Origin of the sequence: Pseudoalteromonas sp. PAST1 (genome assembly GCF_021532515.1) — a bacterium.
GTDB classification, from domain to species: Bacteria; Pseudomonadota; Gammaproteobacteria; order Enterobacterales; family Alteromonadaceae; genus Pseudoalteromonas; species Pseudoalteromonas simplex.
Genome location: NZ_JAKGBH010000026.1, coordinates 31,369 through 52,827, shown reverse-complemented (window position 1 = coordinate 52,827; position 21,459 = coordinate 31,369). Strand labels below are relative to the sequence as shown.

Here is a 21,459-nt window from a genome sequence, read left to right as displayed (position 1 = left end):
TACAATTAAGTAAATCGATTAAGAACCTACAATGACAAAGCCAAAAAGTTGGACGCTGAAAAGTATTGCCCAAGAGTTAGGTGTTTCAAATGCCACTGTATCAAATGCGTTTAACCGCCCTGATCAATTATCGAAAGCACGCCGCGAAGAGATTTTAGCTGCCTGTAAAAAGCTTGGCTATTTTGGCCCTAACAAGGCGGCACAATCATTGCGCCGAGGCACCTTTAATATTGTTGCGTTAGTATTACCAGACAGCGTTGAATATATGATATCTGACCCGGTTGCTAGCAGCTTTATGCGCGGTGTGTCAGCGGTGCTCGAAAAAAATGGTATTAACCTTTTATTATTTTCAGGCAACAGCGATAACCTAAATAGCGTTGTCGACTTTGTAGATGGTTTTATTTGCTACGGCCGCCCACGTAATAAGCAACTTGTTGAGCAATTAAAACAGGTTGCCAAACATGTGGTAACGGTTGATTTTAATATCGGTCGCGATGCCTCAGTAAACGTAAACAACCAACAAGCCAGCTTTGATATTGCAAAACACGCACTTCACAAAAATGATGATCGGGTTGCTATTTTAGGCCTGCGTTTACTCGATAACGACGTATTATGCCGAGTATACGAACATCATGAGTTTGAAGCAGGTCAGTCGATTGCTCATCAACGACTGCGCGGTTATCACCAAGCAATCAGCGATGCTGGCATCACTCTGGGTGATGATAGAACATGGAATATTCCTGAAAGCAGCGAGCGCTTTGCCAGCATTGCCGCCAAAGAAGCACTTAGCAGTACACCAAGGCCAAACGTATTGTTATGTATGAGTGATTTGATCGCCCTTGCCGCCATGCGCGAAGCATTAAAAATGGGCTTATCGGTTCCTGAAGATGTCAGAATTGTTGGCTTTGATGGCATCGATGAAGGCCAACGATTTGTGCCAAAACTCACCACTGTTCATCAAAATAGCGAAGAAAAAGGCCGTATTGCTGCGACCTTGTTTCTATCGAAAGAGCAGCAAACAGCCGAAATCGACTATCAACTGCAATTGGGTCAAAGTAGTTAAGCTAAAAAGTCAGCCAAATCAACAATACTTTGTTCGCCTTCACGGTGATCAACAATGATCACTTCACGGCTAGCAAAGTCAACTTTTAACTCGATTGAGCTGGTATCATCATGCCAGCTTAAACGGCACACACTGCCTTCACCTTTAGCAATAAACTCACCGTTAAAAGCTGGGTGCTCATTACGTAATTGAATCAGCTTGATTAAACCTTTCACCACAGGTTTAGCAAGCGCAGCATCAATGTCTTGCGCATTTAAATAAGGGCGATTGATATCACGACCTACATTGGTACGAGCCAATAATTCCATATCGTTCTCACAAGCGAACAGGCCACCATAATAAACTTGTGGAATACCTGGTGCGAAGAACTGAATCGCACGCGCTAATAAGTAATCAAAGTCATCTGCACCCAAGGCATTGTAATATGTGCAGTTTACTTGATATAAATCGACATTACTTGCTGCTGCACCAGTCGCTAGGCGGCTTTGCCCTTCGCTCTTTTCATGAATGGTTTCAACCAAGTTATCAATTTGCGCAGCGTCTAATAAACCCGGTTTATCACCCATCGGGCCTGCGTCAATGATGCCAATGCCATCATGAGTATCAAGTACCGTTAAACAGTTACGCGGCGAAATAGTTAGCCAATTCAGTAATGCTTGCGCATCATTGCTAAACAAGCTGTGTAAAATAAGGGGTGGTAAAGCAAAGTCGTAAACCATATTTACACGCTTTGCGACTTCAACCTGAGTTTGGAAATGGCTATGGATCTCGGCAATGGTTTCCATACCCGCTTCATTAGCTTGCGCCGAAAGCTTATTTAAATATTCAAAGGTTTCATCCAACATAAAGCAGTTTGTGCCAGCTTCTTTAATCGCATAGCCTGCCGCATCTAAACGAATAATATTGACATTATTATCAGAAAATTTGCCAAGCACCGTATCTAAATACTCGATACCCGCCGTTGATTTCACATTGATATCAATTTGGTTATCGGTAAAAGTGGTCCAAAAATCATAGGTTTGGCCATCCCCACACGCAATAGGTGTAAAACAACTACCTGGGCGCGGACGATAAATCGCTTGTTGTTCAGCCTCAGACATGCCATTTGGGAATACATCATCTTTGGTTAGAAATAAATCCCAAAATTCAGATTGCTTGCCTTTAGCGAGTACATCTTTAAATTGGAAAGATTGTGCTGAAACATGGTTAACAATTAAGTCAGCCATTAAGTCATAGTTTGCACCAAGGACTTTTATATCGTCCCAGCTACCAAGGCGCGAGTCTACTTCACTATGATCAATAGGATCAAAGCCAGCATCACTGCCATCAATCGGATTATAAAATGGCAACAAATGTACACCTGCAAACACATTGTTAAGTGGGCCATTTAATAAATTACTTAATTCATCAATACCTTGACCAGTAATACGGTCTGCGTAGGTGATTAATTGCACTTTATTGTTGATCATAATTGTTAATACCAAGTTGAAACTTAATCGATTAAGATATATCTTTAACCACGACAGCAAATTATTCAAGCAGTTTTTATAGTTTTTATACACTAATATACATAGTAAAGGCGCAGACCTTTCGGTGGGGATACAACAATGAATAGAACACACGATCCTTTGCAAACCATTAGATGGCTGACATACATGATGTTTTTTATGTTTGCGATGACCTCTGATGCGGTTGGTATGATCATACCTGAGCTTATCGAAGAATTTAATTTAAGCATGACCCAAGCCAGTGCTTTCCATTATGCACCGATGGCACTTATTGCTTTTAGTGGCCTGTTTTTAGGCTTTTTGGCCGACAGCTTTGGCCGCAAACAAACCATCATGCTAGGACTCGCCATCTTCACCATTTGTTGTTTTCTATTTGCTGTTAGCAGTAGTTTTAGCGTATTTGTAGTGCTGCTTAGCTGTATTGGTCTTGCTATTGGCCTATTTAAAACCGGTGCTTTGGCACTGTTAGGTGATATTTCTACAAACAATTTAGAGCACACAAAAACCATGAATTTGGTCGAAGGTTTCTTTGGTGTTGGCGCCATTGTAGGCCCTGCCCTTGTCAGCTTTTTAATCACCCAACAGGTTAGCTGGACCTACCTTTATGTTATCGCTGGGGTTTTATGTTTGATTTTAACCATAATTGCTTGGCGTGCAGATTACCCTAAACCTAAAAAGCTAGAAGAACACGCAAAACCGGCCTCTCTTGCAACCACCATGAGCATGATGAAAAACCCTTATGCACTGGGCTTTTCATTAGCAATTGCCCTTTATGTTGCAACCGAAGTAGCAATATACGTTTGGATGCCTACTCTACTTGGCGATTACGACGGCCCGTGGCAATTACTGGCAACCTATGCACTGACCTTATTTTTCATTTTACGCGCTGCGGGGCGGTTTTTAGCGGTATGGCTATTAAATCACTTAAGCTGGCAAGCGGCGATGCTGTATTTAAGCTTAGGAATTGCACTGTGTTATTTAGGCTTAATCTTCGGTGGCGTTGATTGGGCAGTGTTCTTACTCCCTTTATCTGGGCTGTTCATGTCGATGATCTACCCAACTTTAAACTCAAAAGGTATTTCTTGCTTTGCGGTGCAGCAACACGGTGCGGTAGCTGGAGTTATTTTGTTTTTTACCGCCCTTTCTGCGGCAGCAGGCCCATTATTAATGGGTGTGATCAGTGACTACTTTGGCCACATTCGTTACGGCTTTTATCTCGCAACAGGCTTCGCATGTTTACTGTTTTTAGCCATGCTATATAACTACTTACGTAACCCTGCTGAGCAAGCGTTAGCGCAGCACAGTGCATTAAGCCACTAAATAAAAATCGTTAAAATCAATTATCGAACATAAATCGTGCAAGTTTTTCACTAAAAAGACTTGCACTGTGTAAAATTATTGTTATCTTAACTTAATCGATTAAGATAACAATTTAGACAACAAACCATCTGGGATTGAGACGAGGCACATTATGACAACACACAAACATGCCCTTTATACATTAAGCGCGCTTGCATTAGCAGTAAGCCAAAACTTACACGCCGAAGAGCAAGCACAACCTGAGGCTAAAAAAAGCGGCCTTGAAACTATCGTTGTAACCGGTGTACCACGCCGTACAACCATCATGGCATCAAGCTCATCGGTTAGCAGTGTTACATTAGCTGAAATTGAAGTATCAACACCACGCTCTACTGCAGAAGCCTTCAGAACAATTCCGGGTGTACGTTCAGAATCGACGGGCGGTGAAGGTAACGCAAATATCGCGGTACGTGGTTTACCGGTTGCATCGGGCGGTGCTAAATTCTTGCAACTACAAGAAGATGGCTTACCTGTTATGCAGTTTGGCGATATTGCCTTTGGTAACGCAGATATCTTCATGCGCTTAGATTCAACAGTGCAAAGTGTTGAATCAATCCGTGGTGGCTCAGCATCAACTGCAGCAAGTGATGCCCCAGGTGGTATCATCAACTTTATTTCAAAAACAGGTGAGAACGAATCAGGCAGTGTATCAACCACTGTTGGCCTTGATTATGACTCTATTCGTACGGACTTTGAGTATGGTACTTACCTAAACGACAGTGTGCGCTATCACATTGGTGGCTTTGTTCGCCAAGGCGAAGGCCCGCGTGAAACTGGTTATACATCTAATAAAGGTGGCCAAATTAAGGCAAACCTAACGAAAGAATTTGATGCCGGTTATGTACGTGTGTACTTTAAACACCTCGATGATAAAAGCGTAGGTTACCTACCTATGCCTATGTACTCAGATGGCGATTCAATCTCAGGTTTCGATGCGCAATCAGATACGCCGCATTCAGCACTTTTCACACAAACGCTGCGTTTAAATGGTGATAACCAAATCAGCACGGGCGATATGACCGACGGTATGAACCCAGTTGTTACCTCAGTAGGTTTTGAAGCAGCATTTGATTTAGAAAACGACTGGCGCATCGAAAACCGCTTTAGAACGTCATCAGTAAGCGGTAACTTTATTTCTCTTATTCCAGCTGAAGTTGCAAGTGCAAGCTCTATTGCTTCTAGTATTGCTGGTGATGGTGCATCGCTTGTTTATGCAAATGGTGGTTCAGCAGGCGAAGCCTATGGCGATGACGATTTAGCAATGCGTATTCACACATTCGATGTAACGCTAAACGACATGGGCTCAATTGTTAATGACCTTAAGTTAACTAAGTCGTTCTCTGATGACACCAGTGTTACGTTTGGTTACTTTGCATCAAGCCAATCGATTGATATGTCGTGGCTTTGGAACTCATATGTTATGGAGCTAAAAGGCGACAACGCTGCATTACTTGACGTTTACGCTGCAAATGGCGACAGCTACTCAGATAATGGCTTGTACGCTTATGGCACACCTTACTGGGGTAACTGCTGTCAACGTAACTACGACACAGAATACGAAACACGCGCACCTTACATTAACTTAGCCACTAAGTTTGGCGATTTAAGTATTGATGCAAGTGCTCGCTATGATTCAGGTGAAGCACGCGGTAACTACGCAGGAGCCGTAACATCAACAATTGATATGAATGGCGACGGTACCATCTCAATTCCTGAGCAAAGTGTTGCTGGTATTGATAATGCAAATCCTAGCATTGTTAACTACGACTGGCACTACAGCTCATACTCAATTGGTGCGAACTACCAAATTGATCCAAGCTTTGCGACTTTTGCCCGTTTAAGTAAAGGCGGCCGCGCAAATGCAGACCGCTTATTATTTGGTAAAGTAGAAGCAGATGGTTCGGTTGCCGAAGCCGATGCAATTGATGAAGTAAATCAATACGAAATCGGTGTGAAAAAACGTTTTGATTCGCTATCAGTATTTGCAACTGCATTCTACGCAGAAACAGAAGAGCAAAACTTCGAAGCAACATCACAAAAGTTCTTTGACCGCGAGTACGAAGCAAAAGGTATTGAGGTTGAATCAACCTACTACGTAGGTGATTGGGATTTCCGTGGTAACTTTACTTGGACAGACGCAGAAATTGCTAAAGATGCGTTATCGCCAGAGTTAGTCGGTAATACACCACGTCGTCAAGCTGACCTTATTTACTCTCTAATGGCAACTTACAACTTTGATAAAGGTGCTGCTGGTCTAAGCTTTATTGGTACAACAGATGCTTACGCACAAGACAGTAACGACCTTGAATTCGATGGTTACACACAAGTGAATGGCTTTGTAAGTTACAATCTGTCTGAAAACTTAAGTCTATCGCTTAACGTGAACAACCTGTTCGACACCGTAGGTATCACAGAAGCAGAAGAAGGCTCAGTACCAGATAACGACATTATTCGTGCCCGTACTATCAACGGCCGTACAACGTCGCTTACTTTAAAATACTCTTTCTATTAATTACTCTCCTCCCTCGTTTTAGCCCAGTGTTTACTGGGCTTTTTGCGTTTATGTGTTCTTACCAACAGTAACAAAAGGGTGCTGTATTTGACTAGGTTGCTGCTCATTTCGTTTTACATAACTAAATAGTATTAAGCACCCAAGGGCTAAACTTGCTGCTAGCATTGAGCCAAGTGTTGCAAACCTAAAACTATAAAACTGTGCAACAACCCCAGTTGCCCCTGCCCCGCACATAACACCCAGTTTAATGGCGTTCGTGTAAAACGCTGAGGTAAACCCTATTCGTTCGGGGAGCTGATCTTGTAATACGGTTAAGCCAATGCCCGCAAAAATACCGTAAAACAACCCATTAAATACTTGCAACGCGATCAAATGCCAAACTTGAGTGGCAAAAAATACCCCTAAATAAAATACAATGGCACAACAAAATGCCACCGCAAGCATCGCGACTTTACTGTATTTTTTAGCAAGCTTTGCCCCATACAGCATGATAGGAATTTCTAACAGCGCCACTACACCCATAAACAGCCCAGGCGTATGTTCAGCGAATCCTAGTTCAGTAATGCTATAGAGCGGCAGTGCCGATGAATACATAATATTGCCCGTTGAACCAAGCATAATAGCTAAGCCCAACAACCAAAATGATAAACTCGCTGCGGCTGCAGGCTCTGAGCCATTTTGTGATTTCTTAGCGCTGTAGTCAGGAATAAACTTAAATGCAAAAATAAGAGCAACCAAGGCACACACCGCAGCAAAGTAAAACGAGCGGCTAAACTCGCCTCCAGCGGCTAACAAATAACCAAGTGGCGGACCGCCCACCCACGCAAAGGAAATAGCAGCACGTAAACGGGAATTAAAACTGGTGATGTCGATGTTCTGTTGACGCCCAGCCCATTGTCTTGCCACGGTCATCATTTGCGGAATTGCCGCATTACCCATTGCAAGAAACAACACGCCTGCGAGCAAGACTTGCCAAAATGCAGTAGCATTCGCAAAGGCCACTAACGCACACACCATACCCGATACAGCCACCATAAATAACTTTCGCGCACTGGTGCCTTTATCAGCCATGCTACCTAGCCACTGACTGATAACTAACCCCATAATGGTGACCGCCACCACATAAACACCTAAGTACATAGGGGGTGCTCGCAGCCCTTCTACAATAAATAAGCTCATCAATGGGTTAACGAATGCCCCCATTAACCCGGTTAGCATACTTAGAAGAATAAAAATTACACCATGCTGTTTCAGCAATGCTTTCACTCACAACCCCACATCAATACGACAAGTCAACATTTAAAGGGCGCATATTATACATTGTTGTAGTAGAAAACTCATTTTGTAATACAAATAAAAAAGCCCAGCGGGGAAACTGGGCTTTGTCGTGTGGAACAATGTTAGTCGAAGGACACTGTTACTGGGTTAGAACAAGTCGTTTCAGTTACACATACTTGATACTCATAGCTTGGCAACTCAGCCTTACGCTGTACATCGCGGTAGAAACCACGATCAGCGACTGTTTCAATTAGTTCACCGTTACGATAAATGCTTACTTGATCGGCCACTGTTTGCCAACCTAAATCAACACGCATCGTACCTAATCGTGTTTTACTTGCACGTTTAACAGATAGCTCAATTTCGACATCAGATACCACAACCGTTTGTGTAAACGTATCTGTTTGACCTTCGCTATCGGTCGCAGTTAGCGTTACTTCATAGCTACCCGCTTGTGCGTAACTATGCATAGGGTCAGCATCTGTTGAAGAAGCACCGTCACCAAAGTCCCACGCCCAAGCAACAATATCATCGTTACTATCAGTGCTGGTGTTAGTGAAAGTGACATTTAAGCCTGATGTTTCAAATGCAAAGCCAGCTTGTGGTGGCTGCGGGCTTACTTCACCAATAGCGCTAAACGTCAGTGACCAGCTGTTTAAAGTACCCGTATCAGCTGACAGTACGTCTTTCACATTAAGTACCCAATCACCTGTCGCAACTTCACCATTAAAGTTTGCTAGCGAATAGCTTTGTACTAGGTCGTCGGCACCACCACCTGATTGGCTGTGTAGTGTAGCTGTTGTACCTTGCGGCGACGTTAATGTAACGATTAAATCACCAATGTAAGTATGAGCAATATCAATACTTGCATCCGTTGAGAAAACCGTCAGTTCATCTGCAACTGTAATGATTGAATCAACACCCGTGTCATTGTTATCTGGAATAGACACTGGTGTTTCATTTGAGTAAGTAAAGTCATTTAAGCCAACAGGATTAACAAACAATGACGCACTGCTTTGTTTAGCTAGCTCGCCCGATGTTGCATCAACAACAAAACTATAGCTACCCCACGCTGTTGCCTCTTCTGTTGGTACAGTTAAAGTAACTACATCACCCGGTACCGCCTCAGTTTGCGATAGCGTTGCGCCCGCTAAGTCAGCTTGAAGTGCTAGGCTAACAACACCTTCCCACTGGGCGATTGAGCCAATTTCAAAGGTATAAGTTGCCGTTTCACCAGCAGTAATCTGCTGTGAACTTGGCGAAACCGAGATTTTGAAGCTTGGAGTCGGATCAGCTTGTTCTAGTGCCTGATTCACATTTAAACGATTGCCAGACACTGTTTTACCTTGCAGTGCTTCATTCTGGTCACCGCTATTCATTAGCAACTCTTTAAGTTCAAGCGCTGTTAAATCAGGATTAATCGATAGTACTAATGCTGCGGCACCCGCAACATGTGGTGTTGCCATTGAAGTACCCGAATAACTAGCATAACCATTGCCCGGTACCGTTGATAAAATAGCACTACCCGGTGCACCTAAATCAACACTGGTTAAACCCCATTGTGAAAAGCTAGACATGTTATCTCTGCTATCAGTGCTGGCAACAGATAATACGCTGTCGTGCTCGTAGTTTGACGGATAGTGAGGGTTTTGGTCATTATCAACCGCATCGTTACCCGCAGCAGCAACGAATAAGATATCAGCTTGTTCACTCGCTGTGATAGCATCCGCTAGAGCTTGGCTAAAGCCACCACCGCCCCAACTGTTATTTAGAACACGTAAATTTACGCCTTGATTCTTAAGATCAACCATGTAATCGATACATTTAATAGCGTCAGAAGTGGAACCGGTACCATCTGCACTTAAAAATTTACAACCTACAATCGATACTTCGTGGTTAACACCTACAATACCCGTGCTGTTATTACCTGACGCGCCAATTGTACCCGATACGTGAGTACCATGGCCTTGGTCATCCATTGGATCACCAGAGTCAGTGATAGCATTAATACCGTGAACGTCATCAACATAACCATTACCGTCGTTATCGATGCCATCTCCTGGAATTTCGCCTGGGTTGATCCATGCATTATCAGCTAAGTCTTCATGGCTGTAATCAACACCCGTGTCAATCACACCAACAACAACATCGCGACTACCTGTTGAGATAGACCATGCTTCAAGCGCATCGATGTCAGCATCATCTACACCACCTGTCTGACCTTCATTGTGTAACCCCCACAATGATGAAAAATCTGGATCATTAGGCGCACTTGCAATTGAGACTCGATAATCTGGTTCTACATATTCTATGGCGGCATGAGTTTGTAGACGCTTGATAGCTTCTTTTGTACTCATTCCTGCAATTTTAAACTTAGCTAAACGGCCAGATAAAATCGCTGAGTAATTATCATCAACACCATCTTTATTCATATCGCTGATTGTGGCTCTGACTAAGCTACGAGCATGAGCACGCATTGCTGCAGAAGTGCCCTTTTTATACATAACGAGTACAGAATCTTCACTTGCACCGACGAGAGTTGTTTTTGCTGGTGTGCTGATTTGCGCAGCACCTATACAAGGTAATAAGGCGAGGCTTAATACAGATAATTTAGTTTTCATATTTACTATCCATAATTAGTAATACTGACCGAATCAACATGATTCGACCACCAAAGCTCATTACTTCTGAAAATGATTATCACGCGGCATACCCCATAAATGGCGAATTGCAGAGAACAGGCAAGGAAAAAAATTAAACAGGCAGCAAATCCATGCTTTTTTACCAATTTAGATTCTAAATTCAGATAAAAATCAGCCTTTTTCGTGACAAATGGAGCGTCAATTAGCCGAGGTTATTTATCAAACTTTTTTACTGCTTTGTAATAATTCCTCATATCAAAACCTGATTAGATAATTATAAGATCATGAAAATAAAGAATTAATTAAAACCACAAAAACTGCTGATTTTATATTATTCCATATCTGTCTAAAGTGATTTTCTGTTAATTGCTTTATCTTTTCAGTGCATTTAACAATTTTGCTTCATTCACTTCTGATTGTTAGCGAACACTTGAATATCACGCAATTTAATCCGGCAAGGCATGCCGGTACATGGCCCTAAAAGCAAAAATAATATTTTAGGGCTTTGATTAATAATAATTTAAAGGAAATAATCATGAAGTTAAGAAAGTCTCTTCTTACCTGTGCAATCACCTTTGCACTCGGTTCAAGCTTTGCTGCTAACGCAAATACTGATGACAAAGCGCAGTCTAGCTCTGAGCTTGCTACTCAGGTAACAACTTTAGGTGTTAGCAACTCAATTATTCTAGATCAAGTATCTGTAACAGGTGTGGGTAATGAAGCAGTTATTACCCAGCAAGGCACTGGACAACGTGCAGAAACCGTCAGTATTGGTGACGGCAATATGGTTCAAGTTAACCAAGCACAAACATCTAACTTATCACTTATTTATAATACAGGTGATTTCAATGATGTTGCTCATACTCAGAATGGCACAATGAATGGCGCACTGTCTGAAACAGTAGGTAACGACAACGCTATTCGTGTTGAACAACAAGGTGCTGGCTTCTTTGGTATTAATAATGAAGCTATTAACACAGTTACAGGTGATGAAAATACAATTACTGTAACCCAAGGTGATGGGGGCCACTGGTTCTACAACTTCGATTTAGAAGGTAATAGCAACACAGTAAGCTCTGAGCAAGTTGGTTTATTAAATGAAGCTACATTTAATACTGTCATTGGTGATGACAACACGATTGAAGTAGCTCAAGAAGGCTTATTCAACGCCTTTACGTCAGATGAAATTGTCGGTAATGGCAACGACATTACAATTGACCAGACCGGTGCGTTTAACAGTGCAACATTAACTTCTGTTCGTGGTGATTACAACGAAGTTGAACTTGAGCAAGATGGCGACTCAAACACTGCGTTAATTGCTGAAGTTACAGGTAATGATAACGAAGTTAAATCAGACCAAGAAGGCAACAGCAATAGCTTTGAATCAGCGGTATTAATTGGTGACGGCAATACGTTACTTGTTAATCAAAAGCAAGATGGGAATACTGCTGGCTTAGATGCAATTGGCAATGATAACGAGCTAACGGCATTCCAAAATGGTAACGGCAATGATGTATACCTTGGTGCAATTGGCAATGATAATGAATTTGTTGCAAACCAAATTGGTGATGCAAACAGTGCACATATTGCTAACTTCAATGGCAACGATAATAACGTTGATATTGCACAAGCAGGTGATGAAAACACGGTACTGGTTCAGTCTTCTTATCCAGATACATCGCTATCTTCAAATGATAATGATATTGCGATTAACCAAGAAGGTAATCTAAATGAAGCCGCACTAACGTTTGCAAGTGTGCTTGATAGCAACAATAACCAGGTTGCTTTCACACAAGTTGGTGAACTAAATGCGATTGACCTTATCATGGAAGGAAGTAGCAATTCAGTTGATATTAGCCAAACTGGTTCTGAAAACTTTGTTGCAGGCATTGGTGAAGGCGCATTCTTGTTAGGTGGTGAAGGTAATTCACTGGTCGTTGTCCAAGAAGGTAATGCTAACCTTGTAGAAGGCTCAATGATTGGCTCTAACAGCACGGTCGTTATCACTCAGCTAGGTGATGGCAATATCGCGACTGTAACCCAAGAATAATCATATTTAGGGGGAGCATTGCTCCCTCATTTCGCTATGAAATTAAATAACTTTCTCCGCATATGTTGTATCTTGCTTGCAGCTCATAGTGCTGCTAGTTATGGCGAAGATCTCGAAATTGATGGTTTAGTACTCGATAGAAGCATTAGCCGATTTGGCCATCAATTTTATTTTGAGTTTGCCAATCTTTGGCGTGACTTACCTTCAACAGCTGGCTTTAATATCGAAATAAAAGAAACGGTATTACCTCGAGCGGGTACTCGCCTTGTTTTAAGAATGAACAACCAAATTGTGTACGTTACCTACCTAGGGCGTCGTTTAGAGCCATTAGATGAGCGTGTTAAACAAGCCATGTATAGCGTAATGGATGCAATGGCGCGTAACAAAATGCAGCAATCATCACCTGATATGGCAAAAAATGGATGGTAAAATGAAATACTTAACAACACTAATAATAATACTCTGCCCCCTCTACAGTTGGGCAACTGAACTCGTCTATACCCCTATAAATCCAAGTTTTGGTGGCAGTCCACTCAATGGCAGCATGCTGCTTAATAAAGCGCAATCCCAGAATAAACATAAAGCGCCAACAATCGAACAAACTTATGGTGAAAAATTTCAAGACTCATTAGAGCGTACCTATTTAAATCGCATGGTTCGTGAGATCACCGATATGGCGTTTGGTGATGAAATCGACGACAGTATTTTTAACGGTGACTCTATCTTCATGACAGGTGATTATGAAATTCAGATCATTACCAGTACTAGCGATTCTATTACTGTAAGAATAACAAATACTTCTGATGGAACAATTACAGTTATTGAAGTACCGAGGTTTGGATAATGAGAAGTTTAATATTAACCACACTAATCGTAATTTTGTCGGGTTGTTCATCAATGGGCAATTTAATTCCACCGACAAAGCAACTCGCAAGTACACTAGAGCCAACAGAAACCTTTAAGGCATTACAAGCACTTCCACAACCAGTGGGCAGCATTCCTGTTTCTGTGTATTCATTTCGCGACCAAACTGGGCAATACAAACCTCAAGCTAATGTCAGTTCGTTTTCTACCGCAGTGACCCAAGGCGCAAACTCTATTTTAGTGCAAGCATTACATGAATCAGATTGGTTTATTCCGGTAGAACGTGAAGGTCTACAAAACATTTTGACTGAGCGCAAAATTATTCGTGCCGCGCAAGCCGAAAACGACAAACTGCCTGAACTGCCACCGCTTACGACTGCAAAAATAATCTTAGAAGGCGGTATCATCAGCTACGATACTAATATTAAAACGGGCGGTATTGGGATGGAATACTTCGGGATTGGCGCATCAGAGTTATACCGTGAGGATGCAATCTCAATTTATTTACGCGCTGTCGATGTTCGCACAGGCCAAGTTTTGCTATCCGTTGCGACAAGCAAAAAAGTGCTCAGTCAAGAAATGCGCGCTGGGTTCTTTCGCTATGTCAGTTACAAGCGTTTAGCTGAAGCAGAAGCCGGTTTTACCGACAACGAGCCTATGAGCATCTGCGTAACTCAAGCAATAGAAAAAGCATTAAGTGATCTTGTACTAAAAGGTATTAACAAAGGTATTTGGGCTGCAAAAGCGGTCTAATTGAATTGTGGCGCTGAACATCACAGCGTCACACACTTAAAATGAACTGCCGACTTTCGTCACCAAGAACTGCTACTAACCATGCTAGAGCTAAGCACTGGGTAAAATCACTCTCCTTTAAACGCAATACTTACACCTTTGGATTATAATCACTGTGTATTTTGTAAAGACAAACTCACTGCCATGTAGCTTTGTGCCCAGTTAGCTAGTTCTACGCGATTACGTGATGATGTTTTCTTAAATGCGCTGTAAAGATGGGTTTTAACCGTATGATCGCTGATGTTTAAACGCTCTGCGATATCTCGATTACTCGCGCCTTGTGCAAGTAGATGAATCACTGATTTCTCGCGTTTAGTTAGTAAGCTGAGATCAATATCGTTATTTACCGAATCATTACTGGCACTAAATTGACTACGAGACATAGCATAAAGCATGTGATTAAAGGTTGTAGAAATACTTTTACGACTAAAAAATAACTCACCATTGATCACTCTCACAAGCCCTGAAAAAATATCTTCAGGTGATTGCTCGGCAAAAAACACGCCTTTAATGCCATTTAAAAGTAGGTTCTTTTCACAGATGGCGTCAGCATCTGCATTAAAAATAACCACTGAGTTTTGCTTAGCAAGTTGTACTAATTCTGCTGGTAATAGGTCTTTCCAATCGGTGTTAGTGCTATCTATCAGATAAAGATCAAATTCGTCGCGCATCGCATCTTGGGGTAAGCTTGTATCTACTTTGACGCGGACAAAGAATGCATCAAGCATCTTGATTAAATATTGATAGCTTTGACTACGGTTTTGCAGTTTTGGTTGTGCTTTTAGAAAAACAGAAGTTGGTTGAATCATCTCATTTCTTCCTTGAAACATTTTATTCACAATACCCAATTTGGATACATGATTCAACCATTTACAATCCTTTATTTTAGTAATTTACAACATCACCAATCCATTTGGATGGCCAGACGCATGAGTTAACAAATTGTAAATAACCATACTCGCATCTCCCCTTTTAAAGTGAGTCATTGAGTAGTTTGTAAAAACGTGATGTTACGCCGTTCGTCCAACCAAACCCTTGTTGTACTGTGTATTCACCGCCACCAGCACGACTTACCAATTCACATACATTGTATTTTTCAAGAAGACACTTATCCTCAGCAAAACGCATTTCGATCATACTCAACCAATTTTTCATGACAGCTTCGGCTTCGCTGATAAAGCCATAGTCAAGCAAACCCTTAACAGCAAACCATTGCAGAGGTGCCCAGCCATTAGGGCTATCCCACTGCTGAGGAGTATTAGATAATGTTGTAACTAACCCTCCAGGTTTTAAAAAGTCACTCATTAGTTTAGTTTTTACTTGCTGAGCTTGCTGCTCAGATGCAGCACCGACAAATAAAGGTACAGCCATTGCCATAGAATCAATGGGACTTTGCTTATTTAAACGAATATTAAAGTCTCTATAAACGCCTTTATCATTGTCCCAACAATATTGATTAATTGCTTCTAGTCTAAATAATGCCAATTCAGCAATTGCTCGACTTTTATGCTCTTTGTTAATTAAGCTGTAAAACCTTTCTAAGGTCTTTTCGAGGTTATAAACTAAACAATTTAAATCAATAGGTACTATATTTGTTGTTTCAATACTCTTCAAATCACTTGGCTCACTGAGCCAGCGACTGCTGAAATCCCACCCTGATTCACAGGCAGCACGAATATTCTGAAAGTAACTCAACTGCTGATCAGCTGAAAGATTTTGCGCATCATGCAAATCTTCTTTCAACGACTCTGGTCGTGGCGAGCGGGCGCTATCCCAATATCGATTTAAAATAGCCCCATCAGACATTTTAACGACACGCTTAGTAGCTTGTTTATCGTCAACTAACTCTTCACACCCTTTCATCCAAAACTGATATTCAGCTTCTAATGCCGCTATCGCATTTTCTAGCCAAGAAAAGTCTTTGCGTTGCTCATATTTAGTCTCCCATAATAGCGTAACCATCAAAGCTAAAACGGGCGGCTGAGACCGAGAACTGTAATAAACTCTATTTCCATTTGGAATGCAGCCATTGCGCTTTTGCAAGTCAATAAAATTATTAACCATGGCTTCAATGGTTGCCAGGTCGCCTATGTCCTCAAGGCCTAATGCTGTAAAGTAACTATCCCAGTAGTAAATTTCTTGAAAACGTCCACCAGGAACAATGTAGTCAAACTGTAGAGGCATCAAAGAGCTTGATAAATCACTATCGGCACTGCGATGCAGGTGCGGCCATAGATCGAGTATATACTGGTTTACCGATGTCGTATTGAGTTTCGCCATTGGTATAGCTTGGTTGGCGAATGAAAAGTGTGACATAACAAACTCACGAAGCTTTTCACCTTGCAGAGGACCTACTAATTGGTATAACTCACTCGCACTCTGCCAAGATAAATTGGGGACTGCATCTGCAAATGTTTTAGAATCAGCAAAAATTTCTGCCATTTGCACATCTTTAAATAGCTGGCTATTAACAAAGTTCATAATCATTCCTTAATTGCCTGACGTGTCAGACCATTTTCTAAAACAAGCGTCGCTTTTTTAAACGCCGAAACACTTACTAACAACAGGACTATTGGCAGCAAAGTTAAATAAAAGGCGTGCTGGCCACTAAACTTATCGAACACAAAGCCCGTAATTATTGAACCCGTGGTGCCCCCTAAAGCCGAGAAAACAACGATTAAGCCAGTCATCGCAGCATGTTTATGCTTTTCTAAAGAACTCAGCATGACTGAGTTGAGTAAAGGGTAAATAGGTGCCATAAAAAAACCGACTAGAGGCAACATATATGCCGCAAAAGGCACATCAAAAATATTTTTTACTTGGCTGCCATCAACATCATGAGTAAGAGGTAAAACAAGTAAAATCAACAGCCCCATTGTAATCAGGCAAGTCAATAACATCTTGAACCAACTAATAAACCTAAGTACTTGCCCAGCAACCAAACGGCCAAGCGCTAACGCTGCAGCAAATAAACTAGCGAGCTGAATACTGACATCAACGGGGAGTTTTAAAACTTGATTGTTAAAGGTAGGCAGCCAGGTACCCACTCCTTGTTCAATTAAAACGTATAAAAAAGCACTAACTACAAAAATAAGCACTAAGGGTTGGTAAGTTAATTTCAGCATATCTAAGAAAGCGTCTACTTGTGACTGTTTCTGGTTATGTAACTCAGGAGATTTAATTGGCGCTGTTAAAACAGTAAAGGTAGTCACTAAGACGATCGCTGCTAGCATGTAATATACATTCAACCATTCGTTACTTTGGGGGTTATTAGCATCGATGAATAATGCAAAGATCCAGTAACCCGATAACACCCCAAGCATAAACACTCCTTCAATAGTGTTTAGCAAAGACGAATGTTTGTTCGCGTTATCAGAAAGTTGACCAATAATTGAGTAAACAGAGATTTTCACTACAGCGAAGCTACAACCAATTGCAGCAAATAATGCTTTTAGCACCCAAAATTCAGCAATGCTTGGCACCAATAAACAAAGAGCCGACACTAACAATAATGCACAGAGCATCGCGATTTTGTAGCCTATTCTTGGAATGAATGAAGCGACTAAAAAAGACATAATGGCAATGCTCAAATCCTTAAATCCCTCTAAAACAGAGGCATCCGTCTTGCTAACATCCAGGCTATTAATTGCTTGTAAAATAACAGTGCCTACACTATTGAGCATAATTGCAAATACAAAATAGCTGCTTGCTAACGCTATGGTAATTCTTAATGAAGCCATTTAACTATACCGAAAGTAATTTTTACTCAGTCTAGTTGAGTGGAATTTCTTTTGCAAACGTTTGCAATAACAAAATATACAATTTATTCACAAAAAACCGAACTCTATTTGCTAGATTGTCGATTTATCATTTCAATTTCAACAACTTGGGAGTTAACTTTTTGGCCTGCGAGTTGTGCAAGTAGTTTTTCAACCAAAATAATAGAGGCGCGCTGGGTATTTTGCTTAATAGTTGAAAGTGATGGATGACTAATATCAGCCATAGAAATGTCATCAAATCCGATAAGACCAACATCATTTGGTATGCTGATGTAGCGTTCTTTAAGGGCCTTCATAGCGCCAAGAGCAACCATATCACTACATGCCATAATCCCATCGAAACAAAGCCCCTTATCTACCAGTAACTGATTTATACCCTGATAGGCAGCTTTACTCGTGATATCGATAGACAGTACATTTGGCGTGGCTTTTGCCTTTGAAACTGCATCTAAGTAGCCTCTGTAGCGCTCACCAATTTCTGCGTGAGCAGGATCGCCCAAAAACAACACATTTTTTGCACCGTGCTCAAGTAAGCGTTCAGTGGCTAAACGGCCTCCCAAGTAATTATCACTACCAACTATAGGGTAATTACTTTCTGTTTTTGGATCTCCCCAAACAACCAATGGAACACCCGCATTTGCAGCTGCCTCAATATTCGCCTGGCTTTTACCTTGTCCGACAACAATCAAACCATCAGCCCGACGGCTGTTGATGAAATAATTGACCCAATCATCACTTGCCATAAATGAGTTAGAAAGTAACAGTTCGAGGCCATGCTTATTCAGTGCAAGGTTAATTTCGCCAACAAGTTTCAGTAAAAAAGGGTCATTAATTGATTGTTCTGTGTCACCATCAAGATTGATCATCACAGCAATCACATTGGTTTTTTGCGTTCGAAGACGGCTTGCAGCAGTATTCAGACTAAAGTTGTGTTTCTTCGCTAAACGCTGAAGCTTCTGCCTAGTTTCTAGTTTAATCAAAGGGTTATCATTAAGTGCTCTTGACACTGTCGAGGTAGATACACCTGCTAATTTAGCAAGATCAACTAATTTTAATTTTTTATCGTTCATGGCAGTAACACAGTAATCCTTAAACTGGGATAACAATATAGCATTTTTTTAAACAAACAACTGCTTAAAATTTTTTATTAAAAATCAATAACAAAACCAAGTTAACTGGAAGAAACCAAGAAAATTGTGAAAAACAGTTACAAAATTGTTTGCAAACGTTTGCATAAACTTCTATGGTTTAAATAGGCAAAGCATTAACAATTTTTTAAAATCTTGTTATGCAGTGTACTTAACAACAGATTAGTGGGAAAAAACTATGGCAACAAAACACACACGAACTGCAATTGCATCCGCAATTCTTTTAGCAATGTCAGGCCAAACTGCTTTTGCTGAAGAGCAGACACAACAGGCAGCAGAAGAAAAAGTAGAACGCATTATTGTATCTGGTACACCAGGTGGTGTAGGTGTTCGCAAAATTGACGCTGGTTATGCCGTGACGAATATTGATGCTGACCAAATTGTTAAACTTTCACCTAAAAGCACCGCGGACTTGTTTAAAGCTGTACCTGGTGTTTGGGTAGAAAGCTCTGGTGGTGAATCAGGCGCGAACGTATTTGTACGTGGCTTTCCGGGTGGTGGTGATGCACCATTTTTAACAATTAGCATTGATGGCTCTCCTATCTACCCTGCTCCGACGCTCTCATTTTTAGAAAACTCTTCTATTTTCCGCCTTGATGAAACAATTGAGACAATGGAAGCACTTCGCGGTGGCCCTAACCCAGTTGTTTCAAACGGTCAGCCCGGTTTAACAACAAACTTCCGCTTAAAGCGCGGTAGCGAAGATACCGAAGCTATTTTTAAGTACACAACATCTGATTATGACCTACAACGTATTGATGCGATGGTAAGTGGTGAAATTTCTGAAGATTTTTACTACATGGTAGGTGGTTACGTTAAGAGTTCACCTGGTATTCGTGACGCAGGTTTTACCTCAGAAAAAGGCAATCAATTTACGATTAACCTTACAAAGGTGCTAGACAATGGCACCATCAACTTATACAGCCGTCATACCGATGATCACGGTGCGTGGTACTTACCTACGCCTTTAAATGTTGAAGGTATTGATGCTGGCTACACACAACTTGGCACTCTAAATCGTCAAGCAACTATATATACTGGCCCTAACAATGATGAACATCAAATTGACTTAGGTGAAGGGCGCGGTTGGAAAGGTCATGTATCTGGCGGTAGCATCAAGCTTGAATTTGATAATGGCTGGCAGTTTGTAGATCGCTTTAACTTTACTAAAGGTGATGCAAATACCTACGGCCTTGTTCCAGCAGGCTCTGCAACAACATTGGGTGAAGTAGCAACAAATGGTGAAACCGCAGCAGGTGCAGCAACAGGCACTGTCTATGATGCGGATACACCAGTACAACAACTTGGCCGTTGGGTTGTATTAAAAGAAATTAGTTCATTCACTAATGATCTTGCCTTTTCTAAGGACTTTGGTGGCCTGTCTGCCGCATTCGGTTATTACACAGCAAGCACATCTGCAAACGACTGGTGGAGCTTAGGAAACGCTGCTTATCATGTACTTGAAGCTGGCGGTGAGATGTTAAATGACATTGAGTGTAATGCAAGTACTGAAGGTTGTGCATGGAACTACGATATTAACTCGACAGGTGATGCGCGCACCAATGCGTTTTACTCAACAGCTCAGTATAAAATCAATGATGCATTCACACTTGATGCAGGTATTCGTTTTGAAAATCACGAAGTAGAATACACAGTAGATGAAGGCCTAGATGGTGTTATTACTAAATCTATCCAGTACGATGAAAGCAAAACATCATGGACAACAGGTATTAACTACTCAATTAATGATGATATGGGTGTATTTGCACGTGTTAACCGTGGTTATAAAATGCCTTATTTCGATGATTTTCGTGATAACTACGGCGCTTACCAAGGCGGCGAAAAGTTAATCAAAGAAGTGACACAGGCTGAATTCGGTTACAAGCTTTTGACCGATAGTACTGATTTTTATGCCACTTTATTCACGAATGAAGTAAAAGGTGACACTTTTGTTCGTCGTCCAGGCGCCCCTGCTGAAATTTTAACAAATGAAGCATACGGTATTGAGCTTGATTATAACTATAACCACGAATCTGGTTTCTCAGTTAACTTAAACTCAACACTGCAAGAAACTGAGATCACAGAAAGCCCGACCAACGAAGGCAACGAAAGCCAACGTCAGCCAAAATGGCAAGTACGTGTTACACCGAGCTATGACTTTGAAGTCAGCGGCATGTATGCAACTCTATACGGCACAATTTCAGCAGTTGATGATCGTTGGGGCGACAACGAAAATACTGTTACATTAGAAGGCTATGAAAAAGTTGACCTAGGTTTAATTGTTGAGCCTATGGAAGGTATTAAAATACAGTTAGCTATTGATAACTTAACTGATGAACAAGGCATTACCGAAGGTGATCCTCGTAATGCTGATGCACCAAATGGCCGTTATATTATGCCTCGCACCACGCGTTTAAGCGTAAGTTATGAGTTTTAAACTCTCCTAAAATCCCTTGGTTGTAAG

The 21,459-nt window shown here is 41.3% G+C and carries 15 protein-coding genes; 8 read left to right on the top strand and 7 right to left on the bottom strand.

Going from position 1 to position 21,459, the window contains the following annotated elements; genetic code table 11:
* Positions 1–31 precede the first annotated feature (31 nt).
* On the top strand, positions 32–1,063 hold the full coding sequence (locus L1272_RS13825) for a LacI family DNA-binding transcriptional regulator (RefSeq protein WP_138599246.1): 1,032 nt from the start codon (positions 32–34) through the stop codon (positions 1,061–1,063).
* Here the strand turns inward: L1272_RS13825 and gtfA are convergent.
* Positions 1,060–2,532: a sucrose phosphorylase gene (gene gtfA / locus L1272_RS13820; protein ID WP_235373683.1), complete on the bottom strand. Its 1,473-nt coding sequence runs from the start codon at positions 2,530–2,532 to the stop codon at positions 1,060–1,062. The genes L1272_RS13825 and gtfA overlap by 4 nt on opposite strands.
* A gap of 138 nt (positions 2,533–2,670) precedes the next feature.
* Between gtfA and L1272_RS13815 the strand changes: the two genes are divergently transcribed.
* Together L1272_RS13815 and L1272_RS13810 are read left to right on the top strand one after the other, a co-directional pair.
* Positions 2,671–3,891 carry an MFS transporter gene (locus tag L1272_RS13815; protein ID WP_235373682.1) on the top strand — a complete coding sequence of 407 codons (1,221 nt, stop codon included), beginning with the start codon at positions 2,671–2,673 and terminating at the stop codon, positions 3,889–3,891.
* Positions 3,892–4,042: 151 nt separating this feature from the next.
* Complete coding sequence (locus L1272_RS13810) at positions 4,043–6,442, top strand: TonB-dependent siderophore receptor (protein WP_235373681.1); 2,400 nt, start codon at positions 4,043–4,045, stop codon at positions 6,440–6,442.
* A 48-nt stretch (positions 6,443–6,490) separates the two neighbouring features.
* On the opposite strand, the gene L1272_RS13805 is transcribed toward L1272_RS13810, so the two are convergent.
* Both L1272_RS13805 and L1272_RS13800 read right to left on the bottom strand, forming a co-directional pair.
* Complete coding sequence (locus L1272_RS13805) at positions 6,491–7,708, bottom strand: sugar efflux transporter (protein WP_235373680.1); 1,218 nt, start codon at positions 7,706–7,708, stop codon at positions 6,491–6,493.
* Positions 7,709–7,842: 134 nt separating this feature from the next.
* The gene (locus tag L1272_RS13800) at positions 7,843–10,341 is read right to left on the bottom strand and encodes a S8 family serine peptidase (RefSeq protein WP_194441301.1); all 2,499 of its coding nucleotides are present in this window, start codon (positions 10,339–10,341) and stop codon (positions 7,843–7,845) included.
* A gap of 556 nt (positions 10,342–10,897) precedes the next feature.
* On the opposite strand from L1272_RS13800, the gene L1272_RS13795 reads away from it, so the two are divergent.
* From L1272_RS13795 to L1272_RS13780, 4 genes are read left to right on the top strand one after another with little or no spacing between them, the layout of a single operon-like run.
* The gene (locus tag L1272_RS13795; protein ID WP_138599242.1) at positions 10,898–12,412 is read left to right on the top strand and encodes a curlin; all 1,515 of its coding nucleotides are present in this window, start codon (positions 10,898–10,900) and stop codon (positions 12,410–12,412) included.
* A gap of 36 nt (positions 12,413–12,448) precedes the next feature.
* Positions 12,449–12,841, top strand: a complete 393-nt coding sequence (locus L1272_RS13790; RefSeq protein ID WP_138599254.1) for a curli production assembly/transport protein CsgE — start codon at positions 12,449–12,451, stop codon at positions 12,839–12,841.
* Positions 12,831–13,256 carry a curli assembly protein CsgF gene (locus tag L1272_RS13785; RefSeq protein WP_054554013.1) on the top strand — a complete coding sequence of 142 codons (426 nt, stop codon included), beginning with the start codon at positions 12,831–12,833 and terminating at the stop codon, positions 13,254–13,256. The genes L1272_RS13790 and L1272_RS13785 overlap by 11 nt, the downstream gene beginning before the upstream one ends.
* The gene (locus L1272_RS13780; protein ID WP_054554014.1) at positions 13,256–14,029 is read left to right on the top strand and encodes a CsgG/HfaB family protein; all 774 of its coding nucleotides are present in this window, start codon (positions 13,256–13,258) and stop codon (positions 14,027–14,029) included. Before L1272_RS13785 ends, L1272_RS13780 begins: the two co-directional genes overlap by 1 nt.
* 149 nt (positions 14,030–14,178) lie before the next feature.
* Here the strand turns inward: L1272_RS13780 and L1272_RS13775 are convergent, their stop codons facing one another.
* From L1272_RS13775 to L1272_RS13760, 4 genes are all read right to left on the bottom strand, one after another.
* Positions 14,179–14,877, bottom strand: a complete 699-nt coding sequence (locus L1272_RS13775) for a helix-turn-helix transcriptional regulator (protein WP_054554015.1) — start codon at positions 14,875–14,877, stop codon at positions 14,179–14,181.
* A 163-nt stretch (positions 14,878–15,040) separates the two neighbouring features.
* The gene (locus L1272_RS13770) at positions 15,041–16,549 is read right to left on the bottom strand and encodes a trehalase family glycosidase (RefSeq protein WP_235373679.1); all 1,509 of its coding nucleotides are present in this window, start codon (positions 16,547–16,549) and stop codon (positions 15,041–15,043) included.
* Between the two features lie 2 nt (positions 16,550–16,551).
* Entirely contained in the window at positions 16,552–17,808 is a 1,257-nt protein-coding gene (locus tag L1272_RS13765) for an MFS transporter (protein ID WP_054554017.1), read from the bottom strand.
* Between the two features lie 104 nt (positions 17,809–17,912).
* Positions 17,913–18,917, bottom strand: coding sequence for a LacI family DNA-binding transcriptional regulator (locus L1272_RS13760; protein WP_054554018.1), 1,005 nt, complete (start codon positions 18,915–18,917; stop codon positions 17,913–17,915).
* A 256-nt stretch (positions 18,918–19,173) separates the two neighbouring features.
* Between L1272_RS13760 and L1272_RS13755 the strand changes: the two genes are divergently transcribed.
* A complete protein-coding gene (locus L1272_RS13755) occupies positions 19,174–21,432 on the top strand; it encodes a TonB-dependent receptor (protein ID WP_235373678.1) in 2,259 nt (752 codons plus the stop codon).
* The last annotated feature ends 27 nt before the right edge of the window (positions 21,433–21,459 follow it).